This window comes from Stenotrophomonas sp. YJH_SMC_127 (assembly GCF_059372445.1).
On sequence record NZ_JCAFVO010000001.1, the window covers coordinates 971133 to 988632 of the forward strand.

General features: G+C 67.7%; 14 protein-coding genes. 4 read left to right on the top strand and 10 right to left on the bottom strand.

Going from position 1 to position 17500, the window contains the following annotated elements; genetic code table 11:
* Nucleotides 1–75: 75 nt before the first annotated feature.
* The 3 genes from AC5QAB_RS04335 to AC5QAB_RS04345 form a co-directional block, all read right to left on the bottom strand.
* A complete protein-coding gene (locus AC5QAB_RS04335) occupies nt 76–2937 on the bottom strand; it encodes a TonB-dependent receptor plug domain-containing protein (RefSeq protein ID WP_495233175.1) in 2862 nt (953 codons plus the stop codon).
* Between the two features lie 271 nt (nt 2938–3208).
* Nucleotides 3209–3583: an ExbD/TolR family protein gene (locus tag AC5QAB_RS04340; RefSeq protein ID WP_495233176.1), complete on the bottom strand. Its 375-nt coding sequence runs from the start codon at nt 3581–3583 to the stop codon at nt 3209–3211.
* Between the two features lie 90 nt (nt 3584–3673).
* Nucleotides 3674–4081: an ExbD/TolR family protein gene (locus AC5QAB_RS04345; protein WP_014648410.1), complete on the bottom strand. Its 408-nt coding sequence runs from the start codon at nt 4079–4081 to the stop codon at nt 3674–3676.
* Nucleotides 4082–4232: 151 nt separating this feature from the next.
* Here AC5QAB_RS04345 and AC5QAB_RS04350 point away from each other — a divergent pair, with 151 nt between their 5' ends.
* A complete protein-coding gene (locus AC5QAB_RS04350) occupies nt 4233–6218 on the top strand; it encodes a transglycosylase SLT domain-containing protein (protein WP_495233177.1) in 1986 nt (661 codons plus the stop codon).
* 206 nt (nt 6219–6424) lie between these two features.
* Nucleotides 6425–7645, top strand: a complete 1221-nt coding sequence (locus AC5QAB_RS04355) for a multifunctional CCA addition/repair protein (protein ID WP_495233178.1) — start codon at nt 6425–6427, stop codon at nt 7643–7645.
* 79 nt (nt 7646–7724) lie between these two features.
* Here AC5QAB_RS04355 and AC5QAB_RS04360 read toward each other — a convergent pair whose 3' ends face one another.
* Genes AC5QAB_RS04360 through AC5QAB_RS04370 form a run of 3 tightly spaced genes read right to left on the bottom strand, consistent with a single transcriptional unit; the run spans nt 7725 to nt 9584 of the window.
* The gene (locus AC5QAB_RS04360; RefSeq protein ID WP_005419309.1) at nt 7725–8159 is read right to left on the bottom strand and encodes an SseB family protein; all 435 of its coding nucleotides are present in this window, start codon (nt 8157–8159) and stop codon (nt 7725–7727) included.
* Between the two features lie 49 nt (nt 8160–8208).
* On the bottom strand, nt 8209–8544 hold the full coding sequence (locus AC5QAB_RS04365) for a hypothetical protein (protein WP_014648413.1): 336 nt from the start codon (nt 8542–8544) through the stop codon (nt 8209–8211).
* Entirely contained in the window at nt 8541–9584 is a 1044-nt protein-coding gene (locus tag AC5QAB_RS04370; RefSeq protein ID WP_262216800.1) for a S41 family peptidase, read from the bottom strand. The genes AC5QAB_RS04365 and AC5QAB_RS04370 overlap by 4 nt, the downstream gene beginning before the upstream one ends.
* Before the next feature lie 414 nt (nt 9585–9998).
* Between AC5QAB_RS04370 and AC5QAB_RS04375 the strand changes: the two genes are divergently transcribed.
* The gene (locus AC5QAB_RS04375; protein ID WP_049403913.1) at nt 9999–10433 is read left to right on the top strand and encodes a hypothetical protein; all 435 of its coding nucleotides are present in this window, start codon (nt 9999–10001) and stop codon (nt 10431–10433) included.
* Nucleotides 10434–10464: 31 nt separating this feature from the next.
* Nucleotides 10465–11049, top strand: a complete 585-nt coding sequence (locus tag AC5QAB_RS04380) for a hypothetical protein (RefSeq protein ID WP_262216799.1) — start codon at nt 10465–10467, stop codon at nt 11047–11049.
* Here the strand turns inward: AC5QAB_RS04380 and AC5QAB_RS04385 are convergent.
* From AC5QAB_RS04385 to AC5QAB_RS04400, 4 genes are all read right to left on the bottom strand, one after another.
* On the bottom strand, nt 10968–13994 hold the full coding sequence (locus tag AC5QAB_RS04385; RefSeq protein ID WP_495233179.1) for an autotransporter family protein: 3027 nt from the start codon (nt 13992–13994) through the stop codon (nt 10968–10970). The genes AC5QAB_RS04380 and AC5QAB_RS04385 overlap by 82 nt on opposite strands.
* Before the next feature lie 257 nt (nt 13995–14251).
* Entirely contained in the window at nt 14252–15319 is a 1068-nt protein-coding gene (locus tag AC5QAB_RS04390; RefSeq protein WP_495233180.1) for an acyltransferase family protein, read from the bottom strand.
* Entirely contained in the window at nt 15319–16467 is a 1149-nt protein-coding gene (gene nagA, locus AC5QAB_RS04395; RefSeq protein ID WP_053495105.1) for an N-acetylglucosamine-6-phosphate deacetylase, read from the bottom strand. Before nagA ends, AC5QAB_RS04390 begins: the two co-directional genes overlap by 1 nt.
* The gene (locus AC5QAB_RS04400) at nt 16467–17495 is read right to left on the bottom strand and encodes an SIS domain-containing protein (protein ID WP_100450616.1); all 1029 of its coding nucleotides are present in this window, start codon (nt 17493–17495) and stop codon (nt 16467–16469) included. Before AC5QAB_RS04400 ends, nagA begins: the two co-directional genes overlap by 1 nt.
* Nucleotides 17496–17500: the final 5 nt, after the last annotated feature.

Below are 17500 nucleotides of genomic sequence, written 5' to 3' on the forward strand. Positions count from 1 at the left end.
AGAATCAGCCGAGCGCGGGCTCGGCTCTACACCCGCAAGGCAGCGCCGGAACTGACCGGCGCTGCCACCGTCACATCAGAACCGCAGATCCGCGCGCAGGTACCAGTAACGACCACGCGGAATGTCGTAGGTCGAGGCGTCATACCCGTTCAACGAGCACGACAGGCAGATCGGCGGATCCTTGTCGAACACGTTGTTCAGGCCGGCGGTCAGCTGCAACCCCTTCATCCAGTCGATCTTGTAGCCCACCTGCATGTCGTGGAAGGTGGTGGCCGACAGCGTGTTGGTGCCCGCACCCTGGTTGCTGCACACCGGGAAGGCCGCCGCATCGCCGCAGTTCTCGGTCAGCTCGGAGATGTGGCGCACCGTCCAGTTGGCGCTCCAGCGATCCATCGTCCAGCCGAGGCTGGCATTGCTGGTCCACTCCGGGATCGAGCTGTCGGCCACTTCCACGCCCGGCTTCTGCGGCTGCTTCTGCCCGGCCGCGCCAGTGGCCTCGTAACGGCCGACGAAGGTGTTCTTCCACCCCAGCTTGAACTGGCCGATGGAGGTCTGCGGCAGCGTCCAGAACAGATCCACGTCCCAACCGTCGGTCTTGATCGAACCCAGGTTGGTCAGGCGGTTGTTGAAGCTGCTGACCGCACCGGTGCTGGCACGGGTGATGCCGTTGCAGTAGATCGGGTCCAGTGTATCCACGCACAGGTCCAGCTGGGTCTGCGCGTTGATGGCCTGGATCGCACCATCGATGGCATGGCGGTAGAAAGTGACTTCCACATCGAAGCGCTCCGACCACGAGGCGTTGTTGCCGAACCACGGGCTCCACACGAAGCCGGCGCTGAAGCTGCGCGAACGTTCCGGGTCCAGCTCGCGGTTGCCGCCGGTGGTCACCGAGATCTGCGAGTTGGCCTGCTGGAAGCCGGCCGGTACGCCCAGTGCAGCACAGTTGGCCGCGCTGCCACGCGGCGGCGTGCCGCCCAGGCCCACCGAGCACGGATCGAACAGCTGCAGGTCGGCACGTGCGGCAGAGCCGTACAGCTCACCGATGGACGGTGCGCGGAAACCCTCGGCGTACGTGGTGCGCAGCACGAAGTCATCGGTCACCTGCCAGCGCAGGCCGTACTTGGGCGTGAACTCGCCGCCGAAGGTGGAGTAGTCCGAATAGCGGCCGGCCAGGCTCAGGTCCAGCTTCTTGCCGAACGAGGAGTCGGCGAAGATCGGCACGCTCAACTCCAGGTAGGCCTCGTTGACGTCGTAGGAACCGGAGGTCGGTTGCGACGGCACGCCGTTGTAGTGGCCGATCACCGTCAGCGGATCGGGCTGGTAGGCGCCCTTGTACTTGCGGTACTCGAAGCCGGTGGCGAAGGACACCGGACCGGCCGGCAGCGAGAACAGCTCGCTGGACAGGTTGGCGGTGAACAGGCTCAGTTCGTTCTGGCTGCGGTCGCGCACCACCGGCTGGATCCACTTCAGCATGTCCGGGGTGATCGAACCGGCGCCACCGAAGATGTTCAACGGCACGCAGCCAGGCGTGGCCGCGCACACCGCGGGATCGCCCAGCGCCATGTTCACCTTGTAGATGTCATAGCTGCCGTAGTTGGTCTGCTCGGCCTTGTTCTTGCTGTACATGCCGTTGACGTCCCAGTACCAGCTGCGGTCGGCGGCATGGAAGTCACCGACCAGGCCGGTGGCGAAGTAGGTGGTGTCCACTTTCTGCTTGAACACGCGCGCACCGCCCTCCACCGGGCGACGACCGATCAGGCTCATGTTGTCGCCGGAGACGAGATCGAAGCCGAACGGGTTGTACGGGTTCAGGCGCGAGACCACGATGCTGTCGGCCAACGGATTGCCGGTGGCGCCATCGGGGCCGAAGAACAGCGGCTCGGGGCCGGCCTGGTTGGTCGACTCGCGGCGGTTGCCCAGCGCCTTGATGTACCACTGCACGTTGTCGGTGATGTCAAAGCGGAACTGGCCGAACAGGCCTTTGCGCTCCGACGGCGTCAGCACCATGTTGTATTCGGCGAAGTTGAAGCGGTCGGCGGTGGTGAAGCAGTGATAGTCATCCGTGCGGCTGCAGCCGGCACTGCCGTCGTACCGCGGATTGCTCACGCCGGTATTGGGCACGATGTTCTGCACCGCACCGGTGTTCGGGTCGGTAAACATGAAACGGCCCTGCGGAATACCACCGCTGCCGAACGCCAGGCCGGTACCGGGAATGGGGAAGCGCGACTGCTCGCGATCCTTGGCGAATACCGGGTCCTGCTTGGTCCAGCTGGCGCCCAGGAACAGGCTGAAGCGATCGCCACTCTTGCCCCAGGCCAGGTCCACGCCCTTCTGCGTGCCGTCGCCCTTGCTGTACTCGCCGTAGTTCAGCGTCACCTGCCCACCATCGAAATCGCGGCGGGTGATGATGTTGACCACGCCGGCGATGGCATCGGAGCCGTACAGCGACGAAGCACCGTCCTCCAGCACCTCGATGCGCTCGACGATGGCCAGCGGAATGGTGTTGAGGTCGGTGGCCGAGCCCACACCGGACGCCGACGATTCATTGACCCAGCGGATGCCGTCGACCAGCACCAGCACGCGCTTGGCACCCAGGTGGCGCAGATCGACCTGCGCCGAGCCGGCACCCACGCCACTGCCATCGGGCGGGAAACCGAAGTTGCCGGACGAGTTGAACTTGGCGTTGAGCGCAGAGCCGGAACCGGTGAGCTGCTGCAGCACTTCGCCGATCGAGGTCAGGCCGGTGCGTTCGATGTCGCCACGGGTCAGGGTCTGGATCGGGACCTGGCCCTCTACTTCAGCGCGCTTGATGCGGGTACCGGTGACTTCCACCGCGTCGAGGTTGGTGGTGGATTGTGCAGCGGCACCCAGGGGTGCCAAGGCCATCACGCACAGCGTGACGGCAACCGCCAACGGGCGGTGGTGCAGGTGCTTCATTCGCTCTCTCTCCAAAGGAATGTCGGGACATGGACTGCCGCGCTCCCCCCTGCATGGCGGCAGCGTCTCCTTTGTAAACAAGCGGTAAAAATCACGGCGTGATGATCGACACTATTTCACGCGGAATTGACGCAATTGACAGCCATTTACGTCAGATGAGGACCGTTTAGAACCGGACGGTACTGTTCACCGCCCTCCACTTTGATGCCGGCTGCGTCAGCGCGCGCCGAGATCCGCCACAACTCATCAAGGGGACTTGTCGGTGCAGGCGCTAGTGACCGGGCGCGTCGACGCGCAGCCCATGCTGGCTCACGGCCAGCAGCACGCGTGCCATGTCTTCGTAGTCGGTGTCGTCGGCGGTCGCCAGGTGCACCCAGGGGCGATGCTGCTGCGGCATCTGCTGCGCCTGCACCAGGTGCCGCTGCAACGCGACAGCGTCGAGCGGCTGGCCATTCCAGAACATCACCCCCGCCGCGTCGATGCGCAGGTGGATCGGCTGGGGTGAGGACGCCGGCCAGAGTGGGCACGAGGTGCGCTGCTGGAACGCCAGGAGGCCGGTCGCCTGCGCCATCGGCAGCGCGGTGATCACCAGCGCCAGCAACACCAGCAACACATCCGCCAGCGGTACCAGATTGGGGGTGGCCATCAGTGAGGCCGCGTGCTGTGTCCCGTATCGCATGCCACGTTCCCTCGCAGGAAGAGCGGCCTGCCGATGGCAGGCCGCCCGTTGCCGGACTCACCGCACGAACGCAATGCGCTCCATGCCGGTGGCCTCGGCGGCGGCCAGGATCCGCGCCATGCCTTCGTACTCGGCCGCCGGATCGGTGGCGATGCGCAGCTCCGGCAGGTTGCCGGCATGCTCGCCGGCCTGCGCCTGCAGGCGCCCCTGCAGATCGCCGATCGCCATCGGCTGGCCATCCCAGCTCAGCTGGTTCGACGCATCCAGTCGCAGCTCGATCGGCGGCGGCGGTTCGGGGCGATCGATCGTGCGATCGGTGGCCTGTGGCAACTGCACGGGAATCGGCCGGGCCACGATCGGCGCGGTTACGATGAAGATGATCAACAGCACCAGCATCACATCCACCAGTGGCGTGACATTGATGTCCGCCAGCGGGCCGCTTCTTCCTGCGCTACTGAACGCCATGTGCCGCTCCCTGCAGCCGGGCGGTTCGCCCAAGGCCGACGTTACGACGCCTGCGCCCGCCTGCGGCAGGGGCCTGTGCGGAGTCATTCAGCTATCGTTGCCCACGCATTGCGTGCACGCAATGCGAAACTGAATTCAGCCACTGCCCGCTATGCTGCATGCCATGACCCGACGCTCTTCGACCGCCCTGTCCCTGCTGCCCTTGGCCACCACGCTGCTGATCGGCTGCGCCAATGCCCAGTCCCTCGATGCCCAGAACGCGCAGTTGAAAGCCGCGATCGCGGCCGCCGAACGCGGCCAGTTCGATCCTGGCCAGGCCGCTGCGCTCAGCCGCCATCCGGCGTATGGCTGGCTGGAGTACGCCAACCTGCGCCGCAACATCGACACCGTCGATACCGCGCAGGCACAGGCCTTCCTCAAGCGCTATGAGGGCCAGGCCGTGGCCAGCACGTTCCGCCGCGTGTGGCTGCCCTCGCTCGCCCGCCGCCAGGACTGGCCGACCCTGCTGGCCAACTGGGCGCCCACCGACAACGCCGGCCTGCGCTGTGCGCAGCTGACCGCGCGCCAGGTGACCGGCAAGGTCGATCCGCAGTGGATCAGCGAAGCACAGGAGCTGTGGCGCAAGAACGGCAAGCCGCTGCCGGACAGCTGCGATGCGGTGTTCACCGTGCTGCAGGCACAAGGCGGCCTGAGCGACGCCCTGCGCTGGGAACGGATCGATGCCGCCGCCGACGCCCAGCAGCCGGCCGTGATGCGCAGCGCCGCACGTGGCCTGCCTGCCACCGACCTGGCGCTGGCCAACACTTACGCCGCCTTTGTCGACAAGCCCAACGCCAGCGCCCTGAACTGGCCGCGCAACGAGCGCAGCCGGCGCATCGCCACCGATGGCCTGGCCAAGCTGGCCAAGGCCGACCCGGCCGCCACCGAACAGCAGCTGCCGCAGTACGCGCAGGCACTGGGGCTGAGTGCCGACCAGCAGGGCCAGGTGCTGTACCAGATCGCGCTGTGGACGGTGGCGTCCTACCTGCCCGATTCGGCACGCCGCCTCAACGCGGTGCCGGAGTCGGCCTATGACGAACGCCTGCACGAGTGGCGCGTGCGCGAAGCGATGTCGCGCGGCGACTGGCCCGCGGCACTGACCGCCATCCGCAAGATGGGCAGCAAGCAGCGCAGCGACCCGCGCTGGCGCTACTTCGAAGGCCGCATGCTGGAGAAGACCGGCCAGGCCCAGCAGGCGCAGCCGCTGTTCCGCGAGGCCGCGCGTGCATCGACCTTCCACGGCTTCCTCGCCGCCGACAAGCTGCAGCAGGGCTACACGCTGTGCCCGTGGCAGCCCAACGACAGCGCGCAGGCGCAGGCGGTGATCGCGCGCGACCCGGCCATCCAGCGCGCAATGGCGTTGTACCAGATCGATCGCGCTGGCTGGGCCGTGGCCGAATGGAACAGTGCACTGTCGCGCTTCGATGACACCCAGCGTCGCCTCGCCGTGCGCGTGGCGCAGGACAACGGCTGGTTCGACCGCGCCGTGTTCGCGCTCGGCAAGCAGCCGCAGGAGCAGCGCCTGTACGACCTGCGCTTCCCGCTGCACCACGACGCCACCATCCGCCGCGAATCGGCACGCAACGCAATCGACCCGGCCTGGGTGGCGGCGGAGATCCGCGCCGAGAGCACCTTCACCCCGCGTGCGCGCTCGCCTGCCAACGCCATGGGCCTGATGCAGGTGCTGCCAGCCACCGGTGCCGGCGTGGCCAAGTCGATCGGCCTGACCGGCTACGGCGGCGCCGACAGCCTGTACGACCCGGACACCAACATCGCCATCGGCACCGCCTACCTGCGCCAGCTGATGAACAAGTACGACGGCCTGCCCTACGTGACCATCGCCGCGTACAACGCCGGCCCGACCCCGACCGCACGCTGGCAGAGCCAGCGCCCGGGCTTTGATCCGGACCTGTGGATCGAGACCATCAGCTACAAGGAAACCCGCGAGTACGTGGCCCGCGTGCTGGCCTTCAGCGTGATCTACGACTGGCGCCTCAATGGTGATGCGCTGCCGCTGAGCGATCGCCTGATGGGCCGCCTGGTGGACAAGCGCAAGCGCTTCAGCTGCGCCGCCAACGCCGACCAGGGCGGCGATTGATCGCAACACAGTACTGCCGGCCGCTGGCCGGCATTCCCCGGCATCCACTCGCTGGGGAGGGAAACGATGAGCCTGCTGGCCTGGATCGGGCTGGACGCTGTATCGGTAGTGCAGGCCGCCGGCCGGCAGCTTCGGGGTGACTGCGGTTGCCGGCCAGCGGCCGGCACTACCGGTGCGTCTGCGCCGGGCATGCGATGATTCCAGCCATGAAGATCTATCTTGTCGGCGGCGCCGTGCGTGACCGCCTGCTGCAGCGACCTGCCGGCGACCGCGACTGGGTGGTGGTCGGCGCCACGCCCGCGCAGATGGAAGCGCAGGGCTTCACCGCCGTCGGCCGCGATTTCCCGGTGTTCCTGCACCCGAAAACAGGTGAGGAATACGCGCTGGCGCGCACCGAGCGCAAATCCGGGCGTGGCTACCGCGGCTTCGTGGTCGACGCCGACCCGGCAGTGACGCTGGAAGAAGACCTGCAGCGCCGCGACTTCAGCATCAACGCGATTGCCTGCGACGAAGACACCGGCACGCTGGTCGATCCCTACGGCGGTGTGCGCGATATCGAGCAACGCGTGCTGCGCCATGTCGGCCCCGCGTTCGTGGAAGATCCATTGCGTGTGCTGCGCGCGGCGCGCTTCATGGCGCGCTTCGCACCACTGGGCTTCACCGTCGCCGAAGAGACCATGGCGCTGATGCGCGAGGTCGCCGCCAGCGGCGAGCTGGACGCGCTGGTGCCCGAGCGCGTCTGGCAGGAGCTGCGCAAGGCGCTGGTCAGTGAACGGCCCTCCGCCTTCCTGCGCACGCTGCACGATGCGCAGGCACTGGGCCCGATCCTGCCCGAGCTGGAAGCGCTGTATGGCGTGCCGCAACGTGCCGAGTTCCACCCTGAAGTCGATACCGGCATCCACCAGGAAATGGTCAGCGACATGGCTGCCAGGCTGGCGCCGGGCGATGACCTGGTCGGCTTTGCCGCGCTTACCCATGACCTGGGCAAGGGCCTGACCCCGCCGGAGGAATGGCCGCGCCACATCATGCACGAGCAACGCGGCATCAAGCCGCTGAAGGCCTTGTGCGCACGATTGAAGATTCCCGCCGAACACCAGCAGCTGGCCGAAGCGGTGTGTCGCGAGCACTTGAACGTGCACCGCATCGACGAACTGCGCGATGCCACCGTGCTGGAACTGCTGGGCCGCTGTGATGCGCTGCGCCGGCCGGAACGCGTGGCCCGCATCGCACTGTGCTGCGAGGCCGACAAGCGCGGCCGGCTCGGCTTCGAGGACGCCGACTACCCCCAGGGCGAAACGCTCAAGCGCCTGCACCAAGCGGCGCTGTCAGTGCAGGCGCGGGATCTGGATACCACGCATCTGAAGGGCCCGGCCATCGGCGAAGCGCTGGCCAAGGCGCGGGTGAAAGCCATCGCCGCCGCCCGCTGATCCGCAACCGCCGTGGCGGCCGCGCACCGACTCCCATGGGTAGTGCCGGCCGCTGGCCGGCACCCCTATATCACTGGCTTCAGTGCGCCATCCCACGGGTAATCGCCGCCGCACGCTGCTTCAGCTGGGCCACGGCATCGGGAATCATCTCCATGCCCACGTCCAGGCCCGGGTTCAGCACCAGGCCGACGCCGTCGCCGATACCGGCCAGCAGCGCGTGCACCGCGATCGGCATGGCATGGGCAAACTGCGGCAGCTGCTCGTGCCACAGGCCGGCGCGCTCGGGCGCGGTGAACACCGCGAACATCGGCTCGCCGCTCTCGCTGGTCAGCACCAGCGGCGAGATGCTCTCGTCCCAGGCGCCATCCTCACCAATGGCCTTGTCCAGCAGCACGAACGCCGTCGAGGTCAGCAGGCCGTCGAGGAACTGCGCTGCGGTCAGCGTGCCGTCCTGGGCCTGCAGCAGGCGCACCTCGAGGTCGTTGAGGGGTTCGAACGGGGTGTCGTGGTCCATGGTCGGTTCCGGTACGTGGTTGCAGGGCAGACTTTAACAGGCCCGGTCCTCAACCGATGTATCCGTGCCGCCACATCCAACCGGCCACCGCCAGCGCAGCGACCCCCACCAGCATCAACGGCAGGCCGAAGCGGTGCCGCCACGGGATCGGCACCCCGCCCAGCTGCTGGTCCATGGTCTCGGTATCCAGCACCCAGCCGTGCTCGCACCGGGTACAGGCCAGCTCGTAGCGCCGCTGGTAGGTGAACCCGAACAGCAGGTCGATGCGCGCCATTTTGTAGCGCAGCTGCGGAGCGAACTCGGTTTCCGTCTGGCAGCGCAGGCAGTGGTGCGCTTCGGTGGGGCCGACGATCAGCACCCGTTCCTGTTGGCCGATCAGGATCATGTCCGGTTGACCTGGCAGGCGGGCTGGGCCAGCAGCCAGGCCTGGGCGGCGGCCACAGTGGCCGCGTCACCCTCGACGCGCTGGTCGGGTTCGATCTTCAGGCCATCGCCACGATCATTGCGGTCCCGCATCACGCTGGTGGTCAGCAGCAGGCGACTGCCATCGGCAAGCGTGTGCACGACATTGCCGGTGGAGACGCCCGCGGTCGGCTGGCCGAAACTCCGCGCCTGCGGGCGGCCACGCCACGCCAGCACCGAGGCCTCGCCCGAACTGCCGGTGCGGGGCCCGAACAGCACCGCCACCGGTGCGCCAGGCTGCCGCACTACATGGCCGGACTGGCCGAAGTCCAGCAGCGGCCTGCCCGCCAGCTGCACCGCAGTCGCCGTCAACGTCCAGCGCTGCGGCCCTTGCGCGGTTTCGAACGCGCCGACGTCCTCATTGTTCACCACCGAGGTGCGCAGCAGCGGTGCCATGCCCAGCAGCATCGGCCACATGGAGCCGCCACCGTTGTCCCGCAGGTCAACGATCCAGCCACAGCGCGCGCCGTCGTCCTTGCTGCGGATGACCTGCTGCCACCGCGCGGCACGCTGGATGTCCTGGCGGAATTTTTCCTGCGGCGTCGCGCCCGGCGAGGAGGCATAGCCCTCGATGACCACCCAGCCGATGCGCGCATCCACCGCATCAGCGGCCTTGGCCCGGTCCACGGCGGCGGCACCGGCCTGCTGCGCACGCGCGAGGGATTCGCGCTGACGCTGGGTCGTGGTCCACGCACCATGGTGGCCGGTGCTGAGCGCAATGGCTTCGCGCAGAACGGCCAGCCGTTGCGCGGGATCCCCCTGCGCCGATTGCAGGCGGATGCGGATGGCGGGCCAGTCCACCCGGTCGCGATACAGCGCCTGGCGTTCAAGCAGGTTGAGGATCTCAGCCTGGGCCTCCGGCGAGGGCATCTCGACCGCGCCTGGCGTATCGGCCATGGCGCCGGTCGCCAGCAACACGAGCATCAGCGCGCCGATGCGACGCACTCCCTTGCGAACCTGCATGCGACGCTTCCTTGTCGTTGAATCAGGACCGCAGCATAACCGGGGCATGATCGCTTGCGCCACGCGCGAACTGTCGTATTTGCCTCCTCCGCAGATTGCAGGCAGACACGCTCACTGCGATCACAACATTACAACTTTGCCCATGTCGTCGCGGCGTACAACACGCCAAGGTGGCTTTGCCGGCGCCTCCTGCGCTGGTCGGGATTGGCGTCCTGAATGAAGTTTTTCACGAGCAGGCTTGCAACGTCGTTGCCGGCCCGAACAATGCACCGTCCGTCGTTCTGCGGCGGGCGGTGCGAGGGGATCCCCGGATCCGCCGGCGTCATTCCTCGTGAAGAGCTTCACCGGCACGCCAACCCGCACCGCCCGCCACCTTGCATCCCGCAGGTGGCCTCGCCTCGTGAGGTTGCCGCCATGAACACGCCCCACCCCACCTATCCACGCCTGCATGCACTGCTCGGCGGTGCACTGCCCGGCCTGCAGCTGTCCAACGCCGCAGCCGAAGCGTTGGAAGGTGCGCTCGCCGAAGTCAACGAACAAGCGCCGCCATCGGCGTTCTTCACCCGGTTGCGCGGCATCGCTCACAACCACGCAGCCGACGGCCAGGCGTGGCGCGAGCAGCAACTCAGCGAGGCGCGCGGCCGGGACTTGGCCGAGGCAACGCGCTGCCTGGCGGCAGTGTCTGCGTGTGGGGGCATCTTGTTGGCGGCGCAGTCGGCACGCGAGATGGATGATGCGCAGGCGCAGTGTCCGCCGCAGGTGGAGGAAGGGCTGCTACATGCGGTGGTCGTGTTGGCCGATCATGCCGGGGCGTTGGTGGAACCGGATGCATGCGCACCGCTGTTGTAGAGCCGAGCCTATGCTCGGCTGCGCGGAGGTCATGGCGTCGGTGGGATTCGTGCCGACCAAGGTCGGCACCTGCCAGAGCAACGTCATGGCGCCGGTGGGATTCGTGCCGACCAAGGTCGGCACCTACCAGAGCAGAGTCGTGGCGCCGGTGGGATTCGTGCCGACCAAGGTCGGCACCTACCAGAACGGCGTCATGGCGCCGGTGGGATTCGTGCCGACCAAGGTCGGCACCTACCAGAGCGGTGTCATGGCGCCGGTGGGATTCGTGCCGACCAAGGTCGGCACCTACCGGAGCAGTGTCATGGCGCCGGTGGGATTCGTGCCGACCAAGGTCGGCACCTACCAGAGCAACGTCATGGCACCGGTGGGATTCGTGCCGACCAAGGTCGGCACCTACCAGAGCAGTGTCATGGCGCCGGTGGGATTCGTGCCGACCAAGGTCGGCACCTGCCAGAGCGGCGTCATGGCGTCGGTGGGATCCGTGCCGACCAAGGTCGGCACCTACCAGAGCGGGTCAGCCATCTGCACTAGGCGCTACCAGTCCGCACGCAGGCCGATGTTGCCTTCAATGACGCGGCGCTTCTCGTTGCGGTCGCTGCCCAGTTCACGCGTGTAGTCGGCCACGGCATAGGCGCTGATCGTTCGGTTGAAACGCCCGACCACACCCACGCCGGCTTCCAGCGCGCGTGAGCGCTGCGAATTGACGATCACGTCGTTGTCGAAACGGATGCGGTCTTCACCAGAACGGCCATGCCAGTAATTGAGCTTGAAATACGGCTGCCAGCCGTTGTCGGCCAACTGGTAATCGCCCGCCAAGCGCAGGCCGATGCGGCCGGTCCAGGCGTTGTCGTTGTCGAAGCGCACGCTCGATACTTCATCGCGACGGTCATCCAGCGAAGTGCGCTGCCAGATCACCTGCACCTGCGGTTCCAGCCACCATGCGGACTGCCCGAAGTGCAGCAGCGGCTTGCCGGCCTCCACCGACACGCTGGTGCCGTCGCCGCTCAGGCCGAAGCCGAGCCCACGCGAGGAACGCACGCGGCCGTCGTAGCGGCTCTGCATCGCCACGGCGTCGATGTAACCCCCACTGCTATCGGTGAAGGTCCAGTACAGGCCCACGTGCTTGTCATCCAGGCGGTTCTGGCCTACCTGCACGTTCTCCCAGCCCAGTGCCAGACCCGTGGTCTTGCCCTGCGCGCGGGTGCGGCCAACGAATACGCCGATCTGGTTGCGGTGGTTGTCAGACGCCGCAGCCCACACGTCGAGACCGGCCTGCAGGCCCATCACATCGCCATCGAAGCCCGGCTGCGCATCATCCTTCCAGTGGATCTCGCTGCTCTGCCCCACCAACCGGCCCCAGGCGGTGCGGAATATGCCCTGGTTGTACAGCAGGCGCTGTTCGCCCTGCCGCTCGTGGAAGGTACCGAGGCTGGCCAGCGAGGTCTCGCGCAGCAGCGGTGGCACCACGGCGTAGGCGGCGGTCTCCACGCGGTACAGCGGCACCACCGCGCCTTCGGCCGGGCGTGCACCCGGCGTTGGTGGGGTGCCGGTACCGGGCAACGCACCGCCGGCCACCGGCACGTCCGGCACCGCCGGGTCGCTGGGCGGCGCCACCGGCGCCGGTTCCGGTGGCGGCGGTGGCGGCGCGGCCTCGCCGGCGGTCAGGTTCGGATCGGTAGCGCCTTCAGGCGGCGGCGGCGGTGCCGGGGTGATCGCCGGCGGCGGTGCGACCGGCGGCGTCAGCGGCGGTGGCGTGGCAGTGCCGCCGCCGTTGGGTGCCGGCGTTGGTCCGGTCACCAGCGTCGATCGCAGGTACCAGTTCTCGCTGGTGCCGGCGCTGACACCACCCTTGAACAGGAAGTACTCGTAGGCACCGGCTGCAACCGGTGCGAACAGCGAGAACGCGCCCGGCGCAGTGCGGCCACCATTCAAGGCCTGCACCACCAGGATGCCATCGGCCAGCGTGGCGGCGCCGCTGCCGCCGGCATTGAGCACGCCGATGCCGGTGGTACCGGTGGCGGTTCCGCCATCGATCACCAGGCGGTCGCTGCTGGAATTGTCCGCGCCCAGCACGGTACGCAGGTACAGGCCACCGCCGTCACCACGGTAGTTGCCACGCACGGTGAACACGTCGCCTGCGCCGGTGCCGGTCAGGTCGATGCGCCCGGCATTGACCATCTCCACCAGTGCACCACTGTTGAACGGACGGACTGCATGGCCGCCACTGCCCGCGTAGACGGTGCTGGTGTCATCCACCGTCAGCGTTCCGGTGCCGGTACTGCTGTCGCCCAGCACCAGGTCGCCATCAAAGGTCAGCTCGGTGCTGTTGGCCAGGCGCAGCGTCTCCCAGTTCTGGAAACGGCCTACGCCGGCGGTCTTGACGTTGCTGAGGTTGAGCTGGTCGATGCCACCGCCACCGTCGAACAGCGGCACCGCCCCCAGGTTGCCCTGGTTGAGGTTGCCGAGGTTGGCGACGTCGCTGTCCGGCCCCATGTCGATCGCGCCGTAGACGATGCCGCCGCCATTCCAGTTGAAGGTGTCGTTGCCGGTACTGAGCAGTACCTGCCCGCGCACGGTGCCGTCGGTGATGGTCACGCTGTCGTTGCCGCCGCTGACGCTGATGTTGCCGCCGATGTAGGCGGTACCCGAGATGATGATGGTGTCGGTATCGAAGCCGGTCACCACGTTGCCGTCCACGGTGCCGCCGGACTGGTCCCACAGGTTCTTGTCCAGCTTCATGTTGACCCGGCCGATGCGGCCAGCGGTCATCCACGCCTGGTCACCATCCTCGAACGCACCGATGATGCGGCCACCGCTCATGCGGAAGGTATCGATGTTGTCGCCCTGCTGCAGCGCGCCGACCGTGCCGCCACTCATGACGAAATCATCGCGGCCACTGCCCTGCGCCACCACGCCGGTGACGGTGCCGCCGGTGACGGTCATCTGGTCATCGCCACTGCCCTGGTCGACGCTGTCGATCGTACCGTTGCCCAGCAGCAGCGCATCATTGCCATCGCCCTGCAGCACACTGCCGCTGATGCTGCCAGCCTGCATGTCCAGGCGATCATTGCCGGCACCGAACTGCACGCCGGTGCGCCCGCTGATCGTTCCGCGGTTGACCAGCACGCTGTCGCCCGCGCCGACGAACTGCAGGGCGGTGTTGTTGCCGGTGCTGATGCTGCCCGAGTTCTCGACGCGGCTGCCGCCACCGAGCTGGACCGCCACGCCGCCCACCGAACTGATCGTGCCCAGGTTGGACAACAGGTGCCCACCGGCCCCGACAAGCGAAATCGCGCTGCTGCCACCGCTTTGCTGCAGCTGCGCCGTGCTGGCGACAGTGACGGTGATGCCGGCGGCGCCATTGGCGGTGACGGGAACGGTCTGAGGGTTCGGCGCATTGGCATCGCAGGTGACCGTCTGGCCGGCGACGGGGGCGACGCTGTCACAGCCGGCCCAGGCGGCGCTGGCGGTCAACAGCATGACGGAGGGAACAGCCAAAGCCTGCAGTACGGAAACAGTGAGGCGGCGCATACGCACGGCGCGCGGGACGGCACGGGACATACAGCACTCCTGGACAGGGGATCAGGAACTGCGGATATGCGGTACTGCGAGCGAAGTCTGCGCCATGGTGAACGGTTTCGGCAGGTGAATTTGCGTGCCGATCATCACAGTTCAGATGCGAACTTGATCGGGCATCACCCCACCTCTACGTGCCTGAAATCGTTCATCTTTGCGGGGTCATGCCCATGCCTGGATGAGGTGGCCTCCCGGGTTGGGTCAGAGCCCTTTCCTGCGGAAAGGGATCCGACCCGGAGCCGTCAGATCTTCAGATAGATCTTCCGCCGGTCCAGCCACCACGCCACGCCCCACCACAGCGCGACGAACGCCAGCGCCTGCAGCATCGACGCCAGCTCGAGCGCGTGCGGCATCGCGGCGGCCAGTTGCTGCCAGATCCAGCCCCACGCGCCGGTCGCCATCAGCGCCACCGACATCACCGATGCGCCAAGATAGGCGGTAATTGCGTTGACCCCGAAACGGCGGCCCAGCGGCGGCCATCGCTTCTGGTCGATCAACACATGGCCCAGCCACAGCGCCAGCGCGGCCAGGCCGCCGGTCCACAGCACATAGCTGGGCGTCCACAGCTGCTTGTTCAACGGCAGCACCATGGCCAGCAGCAGCCCCAGCACGGCGGTTGCCACACCCAGGCCAGCCAATGCCGCCGCACGACCGTTGCGCAGCAGGCCACCGGCAATCAGGCCGAGCACGGTACTGGCCAGCGCACCCAGCGTGCTCAGCAATCCTTCCGGGTCATGGCCCAGTCCGGTATCGGCGTGCCACTGGTAGATCCACGGTGCGAACAGCGTGGTGTCCAGGCGGCTGGCCGGGTTGGTCCATGGCGCCAGATCACCGATGCCCAGCAGCAGCACGGTGTAGCCCACCAGCAGCGTGACCAGCACGCCAGCCTGCACGCGCGGCCGCGCATACACCGCCAGAACACCCACCAACGCTGCGCACACCGCAATCCGCTGCAGCACGCCCCAGATGCGGAAGTGATGGGTATGCAGCGCCCACCAGATCAACAGGTGCAGCAACGCGCCGGCGAGCAGGATGCGCAGTGCACGCTCCAGCACCCCGCGCGCCAATGCTGGCCGTGCAGCGGCATCCAGCGCGCGCGGTGCCACGCTGAAGGCCATCGACACACCCACCAGGAACAGGAAGAACGGGAACACCAGGTCGGTGGGCGTGCAGCCATGCCATTCCGAGTGACGCAGCGGCGCGAACACCGCACTCCAGTCGCCCGGATTGTTGACCAGCAGCATCGCCGCCACGGTGATGCCGCGCAGGGCATCGATCGAGCCCAGACGGCGTGGCGGCATACTGTTCATCAGGCGGCCTCGTACTGTCCGGCAATCCAGGTACCACGGACCTGCAGGGCGTCGTCCAGCAGCACCAGGTCGGCCTGGTAGCCCTCGGCGATGTGGCCAAGGCGGTCGTCGACGTTGAGGAACTGCGCCGGATAGGTCGACGCCATGCGCGCCGCTTCGGCCAGCGGTTGGCCGAGCAGCTGCACGGTATTGCGCACGGCGGTGGCCATGTCCAGCGCCGAGCCGGCCAACGAACCGGCGGCATTGCGCACCACGCCATCGATGGCGGTGATGGTTTCGCCATACAGCACGTAGCTGGGATCGTCGGCTCCAACCGGCGGCATCGCATCGGTCACCAGCAGCAGGCGACCGCGCGGCTTGGCCGCCAACGCCACGCGAAGGCTGGCCGGGTGCACGTGAACGCCATCGACGATGATGCCGATCCAGCTGTCGCGGTCTTCCAGCGCAGCGCCCACCGCGCCGGGCTCACGCCCTTGCAACGGCGACATCGCGTTGTACAGATGGGTGAAGCCGCGCACGCCGGCATCCAGGCCGGCGCGGATCTCTTCGTAGGTGCCTGCAGTGTGCCCAGCAGCGACGATCACGCCACGCTCGACCAGCGCACGGATGGTCTCCAGCGGCACGCGCTCCGGCGCCAGCGTCAGCAGGGTCACGCCGTTATCCAGCGATGCGGCCAGCGCAATCTCCGCTTCGTCCGGCACGCGGAACTTGCTGGCATCATGCGTGCCCTTGCGCGCCGGCGCGATGTACGGCCCCTCCAGATGGATGCCGATCACGCCCGGCACGCCCTGCGTGATGGCCTCGCGCATTGCACCGATGGCTTCGCGCATCACCGCCACGTCATCGCTGATCAGCGTCGGCAGCATCGCGGTGGTACCGAAGCGGCGGTGCGCCTGCGCGATGGTGCGCAGTGCCGCCACGTCCGGCGTGTTGTTGAACAGCGCGCCGCCGCCGCCATTGACCTGCACATCGATGAAGCCGGGCAGCAGCCAGCCGCCCCCCAGGTCCACCTGCTCGGCCGCGTGGCCCAGCTGCGGCGCGGCATCGGGCAGCAGCGCGCTGATGCGACCGTCCTCGATCACCACCGCCAGGTCGTCGCGGAACTCATCGCCGGCCAGGATGCGGGCATTGCGCAGCACCGTCGCCATCACACCGTCTCCGTAACCTTGTTCAGATGCGGCGGCAGGTCCGGGTTGAAGCCACGGCGCAGCGCCAGCGCATTGATGGCGCGATAGAAGCTCTGCACGGTCAATAGCGGTGCGCACAGCGGATGCGGCGCGGCGGCCACCGGCAGGTTGCCGCCGGCACCGGCCATCCACACCTGCGCACCACGTGCGTTGAATTCATCGACCACCGCACGGGTACCGGCGCCGGTCTCGTCCGGCTGGGCGAAGGCCAGCACCGGGAAGCCACGGCCGACCAGCGCCATCGGGCCGTGCTTGACCTCGGCCGAGCTGTAGGCTTCGGCGTGCAGGCTGCAGGTTTCCTTGAACTTCAGCGCCGCTTCCTGCGCCGCACCCAGGCCCAGGCCGCGGCCGAGCACGAACAGGTTGGTGGCCTCGACCAGGCCCTCGGTCACCGCGCTCCAGTCGCACTGCCAGGCTTCACGCATCGCGTCCGGCAGCAGGTCCAGCGCCGCACGCAGGCTGCTGTCCTGCTTCCAGTACGCGGCCAGCTGCAGCAATGCGGCCAGCGAGGCCAGGTAGCTCTTGGTCGCTGCAACGCTCTTCTCGGGGCCGGCATGCAGCGGGATGACCGTGTCGGCCAACTGCGCCAGCGGTGAATCCTCGACGTTGACCAGCGCGATCACGCGCGCGCCGGCGGCCTTGGCCGCCTCGGCGTTGCGCAGCAGGTCCGGGCTCTTGCCCGACTGCGAGATGACGATGAACAGTGCGCCGCGCAGCTGCAATGGTGCGGCGTAGACCGAGCCCACCGATGGCGATGCCGACGCGACCACCAGCCCCAGCTGGGTTTCCAGCAGGTACTTGCCATAGGTGGCGGCGTGGTCTGAGCTGCCGCGTGCACAGGTGACCACGAACGGCGGCGGCGCGGCACGCAGGCTGGCGGCCAGGGTTTCCAGGGTGGCGTGGTTTCGCGAGAACTGGCGGGCAACCACGTCGGCCGCTTCAGCGGCCTCGGCGAACATCAGGGTAGCGGTGGGGTCTGACAGCGACATGGCAG

Coding starts and splice junctions, on each gene's coding strand:
- AC5QAB_RS04335 (WP_495233175.1), bottom strand. CDS start 2,937: ATGAAGCACCTGCACCACCGCCCGTTGGCGGTTGCCGTCACGCTGTGC.
- AC5QAB_RS04340 (WP_495233176.1), bottom strand. CDS start 3,583: ATGGCCACCCCCAATCTGGTACCGCTGGCGGATGTGTTGCTGGTGTTG.
- AC5QAB_RS04345 (WP_014648410.1), bottom strand. CDS start 4,081: ATGGCGTTCAGTAGCGCAGGAAGAAGCGGCCCGCTGGCGGACATCAAT.
- AC5QAB_RS04350 (WP_495233177.1), top strand. CDS start 4,233: ATGCTGCATGCCATGACCCGACGCTCTTCGACCGCCCTGTCCCTGCTG.
- AC5QAB_RS04355 (WP_495233178.1), top strand. CDS start 6,425: ATGAAGATCTATCTTGTCGGCGGCGCCGTGCGTGACCGCCTGCTGCAG.
- AC5QAB_RS04360 (WP_005419309.1), bottom strand. CDS start 8,159: ATGGACCACGACACCCCGTTCGAACCCCTCAACGACCTCGAGGTGCGC.
- AC5QAB_RS04365 (WP_014648413.1), bottom strand. CDS start 8,544: ATGATCCTGATCGGCCAACAGGAACGGGTGCTGATCGTCGGCCCCACC.
- AC5QAB_RS04370 (WP_262216800.1), bottom strand. CDS start 9,584: ATGCAGGTTCGCAAGGGAGTGCGTCGCATCGGCGCGCTGATGCTCGTG.
- AC5QAB_RS04375 (WP_049403913.1), top strand. CDS start 9,999: ATGAACACGCCCCACCCCACCTATCCACGCCTGCATGCACTGCTCGGC.
- AC5QAB_RS04380 (WP_262216799.1), top strand. CDS start 10,465: ATGGCGTCGGTGGGATTCGTGCCGACCAAGGTCGGCACCTGCCAGAGC.
- AC5QAB_RS04385 (WP_495233179.1), bottom strand. CDS start 13,994: ATGTCCCGTGCCGTCCCGCGCGCCGTGCGTATGCGCCGCCTCACTGTT.
- AC5QAB_RS04390 (WP_495233180.1), bottom strand. CDS start 15,319: ATGAACAGTATGCCGCCACGCCGTCTGGGCTCGATCGATGCCCTGCGC.
- nagA (WP_053495105.1), bottom strand. CDS start 16,467: ATGGCGACGGTGCTGCGCAATGCCCGCATCCTGGCCGGCGATGAGTTC.
- AC5QAB_RS04400 (WP_100450616.1), bottom strand. CDS start 17,495: ATGTCGCTGTCAGACCCCACCGCTACCCTGATGTTCGCCGAGGCCGCT.